We start from the raw sequence: 13,189 nt of genomic DNA, 5'->3' as shown, positions 1-13,189 counted from the left end.
GCGGGAAGGTCCTGGCCGCCCGCCCACGGCTGATGACCGGCGCAGGGCCCGCGCGCCCGCTGGGCTCAGCGCTCGACGATCTCGTTCTTCCCGATCACGACGACACCGCTGCGGGTCACCGCGAAACGCTGGCGGTCGTACTCCGGGTCGAAGCCGATCCGGGCGCCGTCGGGGATGACCACGTTCTTGTCGATGATGGCCTTGCGGACGATCGCGCCCCTGCCGATCTTGACCGAGCCCATCAGCACCGAGTCCTCGACGTGTGAATGGGAGTGCAGCACCACGCCGGGGGACAGGATCGAGCGCAGCGCGGTGCCGCCCGACACGATCACGCCGGGCGACACGAGCGAGTCCAGCGCGTGCCCCACCCGGTCGCCCTCGTTGTGCACGAACTTCGCCGGCGGCAGGGGATCGTTGCCGGTGTAGATCGGCCACCGGTCGTTGTAGAGGTTGAAGACCGGCTGCACCGAGATGAGGTCCATGTTGGCCTCGTAGTAGGCGTCGAGCGTCCCCACGTCGCGCCAGTAGCCGCGGTCGCGCTCGGTGGAGCCGGGCACCACGTTGTTCGCGAAGTCGTACACCTCGGCGCCGCCGCTCTTGACGAACATCGGGATGATGTTGCCGCCGAGGTCGTGCCTGCTGCTGGGGTCGAGGGCGTCCTCGCGCACGGCCTCGATGAGGGCCTGGGTCTTGAAGACGTAGTTGCCCATCGAGGCGAAGATCTGGTCGGGCGCGTCGGGCAGGCCCACCGCGTCCTTCGGCTTCTCGCGGAACGCGACGATCCTGCGGCCCGAGGGGTCCGCCTCGATGACCCCGAACTGGTCGGCCAGTTCGAGCGGCTGGCGGATCGCGGCGACGGTCACGTCCGCGCCCGAGTCGATGTGCTGGTCGACCATCTGGCGGGGATCCATCCGGTAGATGTGGTCCGCGCCGAAGACGATCACGTGGTCGGGCATCTCGTCGTAGATCAGGTTGAGGTTCTGGAACAGCGCGTCGGCCGATCCGGCGAACCAGTGCGGCCCGAGCCGCTGCTGCGCGGGCACGGGGGTCACGTAGTTGCCGAGCATCGACGACAGCCGCCACGTCCGGGAGATGTGCCGGTCCAGGCTGTGGTTCTTGTACTGCGTCAGCACCACGATCTGCCAGTAGTGCGCGTTCGCCAGGTTCGACAGTACGAAGTCGATGAGCCGGTAGATGCCGCCGAAGGGCACGGCGGGCTTGGCCCGGTCCGCGGTGAGCGGCATCAGCCGCTTGCCCTCTCCACCCGCAAGCACGATCGCCAGGACCTTCATAGGCAGGACCTTAACCCGCGAAATGGCTAACAAACACCAGGGACACCGGCAAACAGTGCGGATCGGGGACTCTAAGCTCACTCGTATGCGTGTCGATCTGCTGAGCCGCGAGTATCCGCCCGAGGTGTACGGCGGCGCCGGAGTCCATGTCGAGTACCTCGCGCGGGAGCTTCGCGGGCTGGCCGACGTGCGGGTCCGCTGTTTCGGCGCCCCGCGCGAGGAGCCCGGCGTGCGGGCCTACCCGGTCCCCGGGGGCCTGTCCGGCGCGAACGCCGCCCTGCAGGTGCTCGGGGTCGACGTCGAGATGGCGGCCGGCTGCGAGGGCGCCGACGTCGTGCACAGCCACACCTGGTACGCGAACTTCGCCGGTCACGTCGCGAAGATGCTGTACGGCGTGCCGCACGTGATGACCACGCACAGCCTGGAGCCGCTGCGCCCGTGGAAGGCCGAGCAGCTCGGCGGCGGCTACACGCTCTCGTCGTGGGCGGAGCGGACCGCGCTCCACGCGGCCGACGCGATCATCGCGGTGTCGGAGGGCATGCGGCGCGACGTGCTCACGGCCTACCCGGAGGTCCCCGCCGAGCGCGTGCGGGTGATCCACAACGGCATCGACACCGAGGAGTACGCGCCCTCCCGGGGCACCGAGGCCCTGGTGAAGCACGGCATCGACCCGGCCGCGCCGTACGTCGTCTTCGTGGGGCGGATCACCCGGCAGAAGGGCCTGGTGCACCTGCTCCACGCGGCCCGGTCGTTCGACCCGGCGGCGCAGCTCGTGCTGTGCGCGGGCGCGCCCGACACGCCGGAGATCGCCGAGGAGGTCACGGCGCTCGTGCGCGAGCTGTCGGCCTCCCGTAAGGGCGTGGTGTGGATCTCCGAGATGCTGCCCAGGCCCGAGGTGATCCAGATCCTCACGCACGCCACCGTGTTCGTGTGCCCCTCGGTCTACGAGCCGATGGGCATCGTGAACCTGGAGGCGATGGCGTGCGAGACCGCCGTCGTCGCGACCGCGACCGGAGGCATCCCCGAGGTCGTCGCCGACGGCGAGACGGGCCTGCTCGTACCGATCGACCAGGGCGCGGACGGCGAGCCGCACGACCCGGAGGCGTTCGCCGCGGCGCTGGCCGAGCGGGTGAACGCGGTGCTCGGCGATCCGGGCCTCGCGGCCGCGATGGGCGAGGCCGGGCGCGTGCGCGCGATCGACCACTTCTCCTGGCGGCGGATCGCCGAGCGCACCCACGAGCTCTACGCGTCGCTCACCCGACCGGGGACGAGCTCGGGATGATCATGGTGACGCCCGGGTGCGCGCCCGGTCGGGTCAGCGCGTCCGGCGCGTCGTCCAGGCCGACGGTGCGGGTGACCAGCAGATCGGGGCGGAGCACGCCCGCCGCGATCAGCTCAAGCATCGGCGGGTAGGCGTGGGCGGCCATGCCGTGGCTGCCCGCGATCTCCAGCTCGTGCGCGATGACCCGGCCCATCGGCAGGGCCGTCCGCCCGGGGAGCAGGCCCACCTGCACGTGGCGGCCCCGCCTGCGCAGGCTGCCGATCGACGCGGCGCAGGTGGCGGGGTCGCCCAGCGCGTCGAGGGAGACGTCGGCGCCGCCGCCCCCGGTGGCCGCCCTGACCCGCGCGGCCGCCTCCTCGGGTGAACCGTCCTCGCCGGCCAGGACGCACTCGGCCGCGCCGAACCGCCGGGCCAGGTCGAGCGCCGCGGGCGACACGTCCACCGCGACGACCCGCGCCCCGATGGCGGCGCCGATCATCACGGCCGACAGGCCGACCCCGCCGCAGCCGTGCACGGCGAGCCACTGGCCCGCCCGCACCCGCCCCTGCTCGACGACCGCGCGGAACGCGGTGGCGAAGCGGCAGCCCAGGCTCGCCGCCGTGGCGAACGCCATGCCGTCCGGCAGCCGCACGAGGTTCACGTCGGCGTGGTCGATCGCCACCAATTCGGCGAACGATCCCCAGTGGGTGAAGCCGGGCTGCGTCTGGCGCTCGCACACCTGCTGGTTGCCGGTCGTGCACTCGCGGCAGCTCCCGCAGGCGCAGATGAACGGCACCATCACCCGGTCGCCCGGCCGCCAGTCGCGCACCCCCGGGCCGGCCGAGTCGACCACACCCGCCAGCTCGTGCCCGGGCACGTGGGGCAGCACGGTGATGTCCGCGTCGTGGCCCATCCACCCGTGCCAGTCGCTGCGGCACGCCCCGGTCGCCTCGACCCTGATCACGACGCCGTCCGGCGGCGCCACCGGATCCGCCACCTCGCGCACCTCGGCCCGCCCGCCGAACTCCTCGTACACAACCGCGCGCATGTCACGCTCCTTTCCCAGGCCGTACGCTAATCGGGTGATTGCGATCGATCGGGTGCGGATGGCCTTCACCGACCGGCACGGCGGCGTGAGCGCCGAGCCCTACGGCAGCCGCAACCTCGGCGGGGCGGTGGGGGACGACCCGGCGGCGGTCGCCGAGAACCGGGCGAAGACGGCCGCGGAGTTCGGGCTCGACCGGGTGGTCTTCATGCGCCAGGTCCACGGGACCGACGTCGCCTACGTGGAGGAGCCGTTCGGGGAGGAACCGCCCGCGCTGGACGGGGTGTTCACCGGCCGCCCCGGGCTCGGCCTGGCGGTCCTGGTCGCCGACTGCGCGCCCGTGCTGGTGGCCGATCCGGTGGCCGGCCTGGTCGGCGGCGCGCACTCGGGGCGGCCGGGCACGGAGGCGGGCGTGGTCCCCGCCCTGGTCGAGGCGATGGCCGCGCGGGGCGCACGGCCGGAGCGGATGACGGCCGTGATCGGGCCGTCGGCCTGCGGTCTGTGCTACGAGGTGCCGGAGGACCTGTGTGAGCGCGTCGCGGCCCGCGTGCCCGAGGCCCGGTCGCGTACCCGGCACGGCACGCCCGCGCTCGACATCCGGGCCGGGATCGCGGCCCAGCTCGCCCGGGCCGGCGTCGCCGACGTCCGGCACGACGACCGCTGCACGATCGAGACGGCCGACCTCTACTCCTACCGGCGGGAGCAGCGCACCGGCCGCTTCGCCGGCTACGTCTGGCTCACCGGCGCCTGACACCGCTCCGCCTCCGGAGGGGAGGCGTCTCAGGCCCGGGCCCGCGGCTCCAGGCCGGCGTACGCCTTGCGGAGCAGCGCGTGCAGGGTCGCCCGCTCGTCCTCGTCCAGCGCGGCCAGCAGGTCGTCGCGCACCTCGCCGGCCTCGCGCAGGGCCGCCTCCAGCGTGGCCCGGCCCTCGGGGCTGACGGCGACCCGGTATCGCCGCCGGTCCTCGGAGTCGCGCTCGCGCTCCACGAGGCCGAGCGGCACGAGCGTGTCCATCACCGTCACGAGGTCGCTGGGGTCGATGCCCAGCCGGGCGCCGAGCTCGCGCTGGGACGCCGGGCCGAAGTCGCGCAGCGCGGCCAGCACGGCCATGTCCCACAGGCCGATGCCGTGCCCGCGCAGCCGGTCGCCCATGCGGCGTCGCCCGGCGACGCCGACCTTCGAGAGCAGGAACGCGGTGATCCCGAGCAGGGACGGGGGAAGTTGCGGCACGTCGCTCACGAGGAGCAGGATAGGGCACAACCAATCGTTGGTTACCACCAAGGGATTTCCATGGACGCTCTCTATCCTCGCGTGCTCGCCTCCCGGTTCGCCGAGTGCTTCCGCTTCTACGACGGCCTGCTCACCGCGGTGGCGGGCGCGCACCTCGTCAAGGGCGCGGAGACGGGGCCGTACGCCAACTGGGACCGGGACGCGGAGGCGGTGCTGGCCCTGCTCGACCGCGAGATGCTCGCGAAGGTCGCCGGCGTGGACCTCGACGGCGGACGCGACGGGACGATGCTGGTCCTGACCGTGGACGACGTCGACCGCGCGGCCGCCGTGGGGGCCGCCCACGGCGGCCGGGTCGTGGCGCCGCCGAGCGCCCGGCCCGAATGGGGGCCGACCTGCCGCACCGCCCACCTGCGCGACCCCGACGGCAACCTGCTGGAGCTCCAGTCCTACTAGACCTGTTGCCGGGCGCGACTTCTGCGTGTCCGCGCCTTGCGGGGGGCTTGCGGCGGTTGCGGAAAGCCTGCGGCAAGGGAGGTGCAGGCGAGCGGGCCTATCACTGAGGTGCACGGCCCCGGCGGCGACGGCCGGACCGGGACCGCCGACCAGCACCCTCATCCCGCAGCAGCACAGGAGACTGTCATGAAGCGCACCCTGCTCGGTCTGGCCGCCGCCGCGATCGCCGGTCTGGCCGTCACCGTCCCCGCCACGCTCATGGCCGGCCCGGCCTCCGCCGGCGGCGACTTCGGCCCCGACACCTGCCAGGAGGGCTACGTCTGGCGCGAGGCCCGCTCCGGCGACGTCGTCTGCGTGACGCCCGCGACCCGCACGCAGACCAAGGCCGACAACGCCGCCAGGGCCTCGCGCTGGACCTCCGGCCCGTTCGGCCCCCACACCTGCGTCAACGGGTACGTCTGGCGCGAGGCGTTCGCCGGCGACGACGTGTGCGTCACCCCCGCCGTACGCGGGCAGGCCAAGGCCGACAACGCCAAGGCGGCCGACCGCAGGGTCTCGGCCCGGCTGTGGATCAGCCGTTACACCGTGCCGCCCGTGGACAACGGCGACGGCACCGCGACCAGCACCTCGGTCGACGACATCCCGCGCCTCAAGCTCAACGGCGACCACTACAACGTCGGCCAGGTCAGGCTCTACATCCGCTTCAACACCGGCAGGCTCTACTGGAGCGGCACGGTGAGCGCGAGCGCGCACAGCGGCTACGCCGGCGGCAGCTTCGGCAAGAAGACCGGCGTGTTCGACTGCTCCGGAGGCGGCAAGGCGGCCAACGCCTACGCGCAGGCCCAGGACGTCGTGTCCGGCCGGTGGTCGCCCCGCCTTCCCGTACGCGTCGGCTGCGCCGTCCTCTGACGGCCGGCCCGCGACGACGGCACGGAGGACCAGCACGGAGGACCAGCACGGAGGACCGGCCCGGTCGGGCCGGTCCTCCGGCGCGTCACCGGGAAGTCTCCGCGCAGGTCAGTGGATCTTTTGACAGGCCTGGCGTTCCAAGCATCGTGATCGGGGTAGTCGGTGGGCCTGCGGGGATCGCCGGAGGCCCGCCCGCGACCCGGCCCCGGCGGTCCCCACCCCCTGACGACGTGAGGACTGACATGGGAACCGCGACCCCGGTGCCGGAGACCAGGAGCATGAGCGGCGACGAACTGTCGGCCGACGACGCCTACGCCGCCATGCGACGGTACGGCGGTTGGCACCTCATCCGTGACGCGTACGTCCGGTTCAGATACGGCGACGGCACGAGCAACGCCCGCTCCCTCGCCTTCCAGACCTGCCTCGCGATCATTCCGGGCGCGATCGCCATCGTGGGCCTGAGCTCGGTGCTGCACCAGGAACGCTTCGGCCGGCTCCTCGAGCTCACCCTGCGGCAGTTGACCCCCGGTGCGGGCTCACAGGTGATCCAGGAGACGCTCGACCAGAGCCACCACGCCTCGGGCGCGGGAGGGAAGCTGGCCCTGTGGCTCGGCCTGCTGACCGCGCTGGTGTCGCTGACCACCGCCATGGGCCAGTTCGAACGCGGGGCCAACCGCATCTACGGGATCGAGCGCGACCGCCCCTTCGCGGCCAAGTACGGCAGGGCGCTGCTGATGGCCGTCACGGCGGGCCTGTTCATGAGCGTCGGCTTCGTCATCCTGGTCGGCGGAGGCGCTGTCGGCGAGGCCGCGGCGCACGCCTACGGCTGGAGCGACACGACCCAGCGGCTGTGGGGCTGGCTGCGCTGGCCGATCGGCTTCCTGCTCGCCGTCCTGTCGATCTCGGTGCTGTTCCGCGCCTCGCCCCGGCGCAGGCAGCCGGGCCACACCTGGCTCGCCGTCGGGGCCACGGTCGCCGTGCTGCTGTGGACGCTGCTCACCTGGCTGCTCGCGCTCTACACCGCCAGCAGCCACACCTTCGGCGCGACGTACGGCCCGCTGACGGCGGTCATGGCGCTGCTGCTGTGGTCGTTCCTCAGCTCGATGGCGCTCTTCCTCGGGCTCTCCTTCTCGGCGCAGCTGGAGGCCTGCCGGGCGGGCCGCGGCGAGCCGGCCGCACCCGACCCCGGCCCCGCGCCGGCCTCGCCGCGGGAGCGGCAGCCGATCGGGAGCGGCCGATGAGCTGGTGGCGCAGGCGGCTCGACCCCGGACACGGACTGGGCCTGCGGCTCACGGTGGCGACGGCGGCACTGGCGCTGATCGTGGTGCCGTTCACGGTGCTGCTGGTCTTCGTCAAGACCTCCTTCGGCCCGCTCACCGAGATCGACCAGGGCGCGGCGTGGGACCTGCACGCCTATGCGATCGGCGATCCCGGCTTCGCCCGGATCATGGAACTGATCAGCGACGTCTTCGCACCGCTGACCTGGCGGATCGCGGTCGGCGCCGCGGTCGCCTGGCTGGTCTGGCGCCGCGCCTATCACCTCGCCCTGTGGGCGGCCACCACGATCGCGGTCGGCGGCCTGCTCGGCCTGGCCCTGAAAGTCATCGTCGCGCGGGCCCGGCCCAGCCTGCCGGACCCCGTCGCCATCGCGCCCGGCGCGTCGTTCCCCTCGGGACACACGGTCAACGCCGTGCTCGGCGCCGGGATCCTGCTGCTGCTCGTCCTGCCCCTCGTGCGGGGACGCGGGCGGGTGCTCGCCTGGACGCTCGCCGTGCTGATCCCGCTCGCGGTCGGCTTCAGCCGGATCGCGCTCGGCGTGCACTGGTTCAGCGACGTAGTGGGCGGGCTGGTGTTCGGCGTGGCCGTGGTGGCCGCCACGGCCGCCGCCTTCGAGACCTGGCGCCGCCGCGACGTGGGCCGCCGGCCCGCCCAGCCGTTACGCGAGGGCGTCGGGCCCGAGACGAAGAGGGAGATCACCCCCCAAGGAGGACGAATTGGACGCCGTTCGTAGTCGTGGCACGGCCCGGAGCGCCCCGACGTCCCCGAGGCCCACTCGACGAGCAGTGGCCGCGGAGACGGCGCGGAGGATCCTGCTCCCGCTCGCGCTCATGGCCCTGGTGACACTCGGGCTCGGCCTGTTGCTCACGAAGGTCCTGGAGCACTCGACGCTCGTCGCGCAGGACGAGGCGGTCAGCCGCGAGATCGCCCAGGAGCGCACGCCGTTCTGGAACGAGGTGACCCACTACGGCTCGATGCTGTCCGACACTCCTGTGATCATCGTGGTGACGACGATCATGGCGATTCTCTTCCGGGTCGTCTACAGGCGCTGGCGGGAGTCGGTCTTCCTGGTGGCCGCCGTCTGCGCCCAGTCGGCGATCTTCCTGCTGGCGACCGTGTTCGCGCAGCGGGCCCGCCCGCACGTGCCGCACCTCGACCCCGCGCCGCCCACGTCCAGCTATCCGTCGGGGCACACCAGTGCCGCCGTGGCCTTCTACTGCGGCACCGCGCTCGTGCTCACGCTGCACACGCACCGCCACACGATCCTCAAGGCGTTGTGGTGGCTGCTCGGCGCGGGCGCGGCCCTGGCGGTCGGCCTGGCCAGGCTCTACCGAGGCATGCACCATCTGACCGACGTGAGCTGGGGCTACGTGCTCGGGATCTTCTGCGTGGTCGTGCTCGCCCAGGCCCTGCTGCTGCGGCCGATCATGGCGACGCGACGCGGCACGCCGAAGAAGCGGGCCGCACGCGGGGCCGCGCTGACCTGACCAGGCTCACGCGATCACCCGGCTCACGGGGCCACCCCGACTCACGCGGCCCCAGAGGCTCACACGGCCCCCGGCCCATCGGCCACGCCTCATCGGCCGCCGGCTCGAAGGCGAGCCGGCGGCCGATGGTGGTCAGGCGGAAAGGCCGGTGAGACGGCAGGCGTCCGCCCAGCGCGCGGGATCGACCGCGGCGGGGGCGGGCCCGGCGGCGGTCACCGTCGCGGGCTCCGCGGCGCTCCCGGCGCCGGGTCGTGCGCCGGTTCCCGAGACGGGACGAAGCAGAGCCCAGCACTCGTCGATCGCGTCGGCCAGCAAATCGCGCAGCAGCGGATCGGGGTCGGACACGCACGCCTGAGCGATGCCCCGCACCGCGAGCTGCACCGTGTTGGGCGCGGCGTACCTGCGGAAGCCCTTGGGTGAGATCCGCACGCCGCGCCCGAAGGTGTAGGCCCAGCGGGCGGCGTCCGGCACCTGGTCCAGCGCCTGCCTGCTGCGCTCGTCGAGGTAGCCGGCGCGGCGGCCCTCCAGCTCGGCGAGCACGTGCTCGCCCGACAGGATCGAGACCGCCATCGCGAGCTGGCGCTCGTGCGCGACGACCGGCAGCGCGGCCCTGGCCGCGCACAGGGCGATCCGCGCGTCGAGGCGCGGATCGTCGCCCGTCAGGCCGATCACCGACGGGATCAGCTCGGCCAGTCGGGGCCGGGCGGCGTCGGAGGTGTGGTCGTTGACGAGGCGGGCGAGCCCGGCGAGCAGCGGGTGTGTGCACGACGGATGGTCGCTCCACCGCTCACCTGCGAGGTAGGACGCGAACTCCATGAAGCAGGCGCCCTTGCTGGGATTGCGATGCTTGCCACGAGAGAGCATGGGCATCGCTGGAGGCATCTGACCGTGCACGAGCTACTCCACGCTGAATCGCCTGTTGTGTCCCTTTCAGTGTGCGCCCGTTATCGGACGTTGAGAAGAAGGCTTACCTCGACTTGCCCAACGCATGCCGGGACGCGTCAGCGACGGCCACGCGACGGCCATGCGGCCGTCACAGGAACGCGGCGGTAATCGGGAGCAGAACGTCTGCCTGTGGTCGTCCGGGTCGCGGAGCCGAGCCGGAGGCCGGCCGAGACCGGGAACCAAGCCGTCGGCGCCTCGGCCGCCGGAAAACGGCGCACCGAGCGCGACGGCGTCCGGATTGGAAAAACAGAGGTGGAGACGGGATTTGAACCCGTGTACGCGGCTTTGCAGGCCGCTGCCTCGCCTCTCGGCCACTCCACCAGAGCGAGGCCCGCAGTTGTGACCTCTCGGAGCGGAAGACGGGATTCGAACCCGCGACCCTCACCTTGGCAAGGTGATGCTCTACCACTGAGCCACTTCCGCGTCCGCCTTGCGGCGACGTGGCTACTGTACCGGGTTTTCGGCTGCGGTGTGTACTCGGAACGACGCTGCGGTCGTGTGATCAGAACGGCCGGGCGGTCGGTCTGCGGAACACGCGGTCGGCTCCCCGCTCGATCGCGGGCAGGGTCAGGAAGATCTCCAGGATGCGCGTGAGCCGGTGCACCTCGTTGCGATGGAAGTCCGGCCCCTCCGCCCTGGCCAGCATCAGCGACAGCGCCAGCGGCGGCAGCGGCGCGACGATCACGTGCAGGCCGGACGGCAGCGTGGCGGCCGTCGGCCGGGGCGGGGTCTCCTCCGGGAACGGGATGTCCTCGGGCGCCCGCCAGCTCGCGTACACGGCCACGCGCGGGTCCTTCTCGGTCGCCGCCGCCGCCCAGTCGGCGCTGAACAGCACCGGCATGGAGTCGATCAGCGTGCCGAGCGCGCGGTCGCCCGCCGTGGTGAGGAACTTCAGTATCTCCAGCTCCGGATAGGTGCCGGGTGCCTCCCTGGTGCCCCAGATGCCCTCGATCCTGACCTCGTCCACGCCTTCCAGGGCCCGTACGAGGTCCTCGCGGGGGGCGGCATCGGGCCAGTAGACGGTGAAGTCGTCGAGGGCGCGGCCGTCGCCCCGATCGAGCACCGTCACCTGCGTGATGTCGGCGCCCGCGGACCCCAGGATCCCGGTCACCTGGCTCAGCGAGCCCGGACGATCCGGCAAGGCGATTCTCAGCCGTAGCAGCATGACGACCTCCCCCACCGTTGGTCCAGGTCAGATTAACCGGGGCAAAACCCTCACGTCCATGATCTTGTACGGCTCACCGCCCGCAGCGGGGAGAATGAACACGTGAAAGTCGGCGCGCTCGAGGTCTGGCCCCCGGTGGTGCTCGCTCCCATGGCGGGCATCACGAACATCGGTTTCCGCAGGTTGTGCCGGGAGCAGGGCGGCGGCCTGTTCGTGTCCGAGATGATCACTTCGCGCGCCCTGGTCGAGCGGGTGCCGCTGACGTTCCAGATGATCCGGTTCGGCGCGGACGAGTCCCCGCGCAGCATTCAGCTGTACGGAGTCGATCCGGCCGTCATCGGCAAGGCCGCGCGGATGATCGCCGAGGAGGACCTGGCCGACCACATCGACCTGAACTTCGGCTGTCCCGTACCCAAGGTCACCCGCAGGGGCGGCGGGTCGGCCCTGCCGTACAAGCGCAACCTGCTGCGCGCCATCCTGCGCGAGGCGGTGGCCGGCGCCGGGCCGCTGCCGGTCACGATGAAGATGCGGATGGGCATCGACGAGGACCACCTGACCTACGTCGAGGCGGGCCGCATCGCCGTGGAGGAGGGCCTGGCCGCCGTCGCCCTGCACGCCCGCACGGCCCGTCAGCACTACGGCGGCACCGCGCGCTGGGACGCGATCAAGCGGCTGAAGGACGCGGTGCCGGAGATCCCGGTGCTCGGCAACGGCGACATCTGGAGCGCCGACGACGCGCTGCGCATGGTCGCGGAGACCGGCTGCGACGGAGTGGTGATCGGGCGGGGCTGCCTGGGGCGGCCGTGGCTGTTCCGCGACCTCGACCTGGCGTTCCGGGGCTCGGCCGAGCGGGTCCGGCCCCGCCTGGGGGAGGTCGGCGCGATGATGCTGCGCCACGCGGAGCTGTTGTGCGAGGTCATCGGCAGCGAGCCGCACGGGCTCGCCGACTTCCGCAAGCACGTCGGCTGGTATCTCAAGGGCTTCGTCGTCGGAGCCGAGACCCGCCGCGCCCTCACCTCGGTCGCCCGGCTGTCGGAGATGGCCGAGCGGGTGGCCGAGCTCGACGCGGAGCAGCCGTGGCCGGAGGAGGCCGACGGCCCGCGCGGCAAGAGCGGCGAGAGGTCGAAGGTGTCGCTGCCGCACGGCTGGCTCGACGACCCCGACGACATGACGATCCCCGGCGCCGGAGCCGAGGACCCCACCTCCGGCGGCTGACCGCGTCCACGGCGCCCGCGCGTCGACGGGGGGACGGCCTCGCCGCGCTCGAACACGACACCACCTGCGCGAAGGCCGCACAAGAACTTCTGCCGCTCTCGGCGCTGTCCGGCTCGCCCGCATGTCGCGTGGCTCAGCCATGACCTGCTCACGCTGTACTTCATCGGCTCCCAGCCCGAGCATCGGCACCGCCATGACCAGCTTCGAAGAGCCGCTGTCACAGAGCTTCTCAGCGGCCTGACGCGGTCTCACATCGAGCGGCGGGCCCGTGCCCGGTACGCGGCCACGTTGGCCCGATTCCCGCACACCTCGTAGGAGTGCCACCGCTGGGTGCGACTGCGCGTGGTGTCGTAGAAGGCATGCGAGCACTCCGCGTTGGCGCAGATGCGGACACGTGAGAACTGTCCCTGCGCGACCAGTTCCGCGACGGCCCGGATGACGGCGCCCACGACCGGCGGACCCGACACCTGCAGCAGGGCGACGCGGCCGTCGCCGTCGAAGACGTGTCGGAATGCCGATGTGGCGGCCCACTGGTTCACTTCGGCCCACGCCTCCTGCGCCGCTTCGGTGCCGGGCTGGGAAACGACATCGACCAAGCTGTCCCGCAGGTCGCGCAGCCGGCCGAGGTCGCCCTGCGACAGGGCGGGCTGATCCGGTCCACGGAACGGGCGCAATATCCGTTCTGCGATCTCGGGGTCCGCGAGCGTGTCCGGGGTCAGCGGGGTGGCATGCGGACGTGAGTTCACCAGTTCCACGACCGCGTCCGCAAGAGGGGGTGCCTGCCGCCGCACCGCGTCCGTCGTCTCCTGGCTCACCATACCCCCAGCATAGATCGACATGGTCATTCGCGAAAGACCTTTACACATCCCGGACGGTCATGCTAGAACCGACATCGTCAAACCAGTAAAG

At 72.2% G+C, this 13,189-nt stretch carries 14 protein-coding genes and 2 tRNA genes; 8 read left to right on the top strand and 8 right to left on the bottom strand.

From position 1 onward, the window contains the following. Window positions 1-65: 65 nt before the first annotated feature. Complete coding sequence (glgC, locus tag BXA11_RS06360) at window positions 66-1,373, bottom strand: glucose-1-phosphate adenylyltransferase (RefSeq protein ID WP_269321749.1); 1,308 nt, start codon at window positions 1,371-1,373, stop codon at window positions 66-68. Between the two features lie 4 nt (window positions 1,374-1,377). Between glgC and glgA the strand changes: the two genes are divergently transcribed. Further along, complete coding sequence (gene glgA / locus BXA11_RS06355; protein WP_076433518.1) at window positions 1,378-2,574, top strand: glycogen synthase; 1,197 nt, start codon at window positions 1,378-1,380, stop codon at window positions 2,572-2,574. Here glgA and BXA11_RS06350 read toward each other — a convergent pair. Then, a complete protein-coding gene (locus tag BXA11_RS06350; RefSeq protein ID WP_076433516.1) occupies window positions 2,546-3,601 on the bottom strand; it encodes a zinc-dependent alcohol dehydrogenase family protein in 1,056 nt (351 codons plus the stop codon). The genes glgA and BXA11_RS06350 overlap by 29 nt on opposite strands. A gap of 58 nt (window positions 3,602-3,659) precedes the next feature. Between BXA11_RS06350 and pgeF the strand changes: the two genes are divergently transcribed. Then, entirely contained in the window at window positions 3,660-4,349 is a 690-nt protein-coding gene (gene pgeF, locus BXA11_RS06345; RefSeq protein ID WP_076433514.1) for a peptidoglycan editing factor PgeF, read from the top strand. A gap of 29 nt (window positions 4,350-4,378) precedes the next feature. Here the strand turns inward: pgeF and BXA11_RS06340 are convergent, their stop codons facing one another. After that, complete coding sequence (locus BXA11_RS06340; RefSeq protein ID WP_204053555.1) at window positions 4,379-4,837, bottom strand: MarR family transcriptional regulator; 459 nt, start codon at window positions 4,835-4,837, stop codon at window positions 4,379-4,381. A 51-nt stretch (window positions 4,838-4,888) separates the two neighbouring features. On the opposite strand from BXA11_RS06340, the gene BXA11_RS45625 reads away from it, so the two are divergent. From BXA11_RS45625 to BXA11_RS06315, 5 genes are all read left to right on the top strand, one after another. Beyond that, window positions 4,889-5,281: a VOC family protein gene (locus tag BXA11_RS45625; RefSeq protein ID WP_030505123.1), complete on the top strand. Its 393-nt coding sequence runs from the start codon at window positions 4,889-4,891 to the stop codon at window positions 5,279-5,281. Window positions 5,282-5,467: 186 nt separating this feature from the next. After that, window positions 5,468-6,190, top strand: a complete 723-nt coding sequence (locus BXA11_RS06330; protein WP_076433512.1) for a hypothetical protein — start codon at window positions 5,468-5,470, stop codon at window positions 6,188-6,190. Window positions 6,191-6,432: 242 nt separating this feature from the next. Beyond that, the gene (locus tag BXA11_RS06325) at window positions 6,433-7,431 is read left to right on the top strand and encodes a YihY/virulence factor BrkB family protein (RefSeq protein ID WP_076433510.1); all 999 of its coding nucleotides are present in this window, start codon (window positions 6,433-6,435) and stop codon (window positions 7,429-7,431) included. Beyond that, on the top strand, window positions 7,428-8,201 hold the full coding sequence (locus tag BXA11_RS06320; RefSeq protein WP_076433508.1) for a phosphatase PAP2 family protein: 774 nt from the start codon (window positions 7,428-7,430) through the stop codon (window positions 8,199-8,201). The genes BXA11_RS06325 and BXA11_RS06320 overlap by 4 nt, the downstream gene beginning before the upstream one ends. A gap of 52 nt (window positions 8,202-8,253) precedes the next feature. Further along, on the top strand, window positions 8,254-8,955 hold the full coding sequence (locus BXA11_RS06315; protein WP_083744002.1) for a phosphatase PAP2 family protein: 702 nt from the start codon (window positions 8,254-8,256) through the stop codon (window positions 8,953-8,955). A gap of 132 nt (window positions 8,956-9,087) precedes the next feature. On the opposite strand, the gene BXA11_RS06310 is transcribed toward BXA11_RS06315, so the two are convergent. The 4 genes from BXA11_RS06310 to BXA11_RS06295 all read right to left on the bottom strand — a co-directional run bounded on the left by BXA11_RS06310 (window position 9,088) and on the right by BXA11_RS06295 (window position 11,065). Then, window positions 9,088-9,825 carry a hypothetical protein gene (locus BXA11_RS06310; RefSeq protein WP_076433506.1) on the bottom strand — a complete coding sequence of 246 codons (738 nt, stop codon included), beginning with the start codon at window positions 9,823-9,825 and terminating at the stop codon, window positions 9,088-9,090. Window positions 9,826-10,150: 325 nt separating this feature from the next. After that, window positions 10,151-10,221, bottom strand: a tRNA-Cys gene (locus BXA11_RS06305). 30 nt (window positions 10,222-10,251) lie between these two features. Beyond that, window positions 10,252-10,323 (bottom strand) — tRNA-Gly (locus BXA11_RS06300). 79 nt (window positions 10,324-10,402) lie between these two features. Continuing rightward, entirely contained in the window at window positions 10,403-11,065 is a 663-nt protein-coding gene (locus BXA11_RS06295; RefSeq protein ID WP_143734110.1) for an ACT domain-containing protein, read from the bottom strand. A gap of 102 nt (window positions 11,066-11,167) precedes the next feature. Here BXA11_RS06295 and dusB point away from each other — a divergent pair, with 102 nt between their 5' ends. Next, a complete protein-coding gene (gene dusB / locus BXA11_RS06290) occupies window positions 11,168-12,280 on the top strand; it encodes a tRNA dihydrouridine synthase DusB (protein ID WP_076433504.1) in 1,113 nt (370 codons plus the stop codon). A 248-nt stretch (window positions 12,281-12,528) separates the two neighbouring features. Here dusB and BXA11_RS06285 read toward each other — a convergent pair whose 3' ends face one another. Then, entirely contained in the window at window positions 12,529-13,098 is a 570-nt protein-coding gene (locus tag BXA11_RS06285; RefSeq protein ID WP_076433502.1) for a CGNR zinc finger domain-containing protein, read from the bottom strand. Window positions 13,099-13,189 lie beyond the last annotated feature (91 nt).

The organism is Microbispora rosea (assembly GCF_900156315.1).
Lineage (GTDB): Bacteria > Actinomycetota > Actinomycetes > Streptosporangiales > Streptosporangiaceae > Microbispora > Microbispora rosea.
Note: the sequence above shows the minus strand (reverse complement) of the source record. Positions and strands in the feature narration are given on the sequence as shown.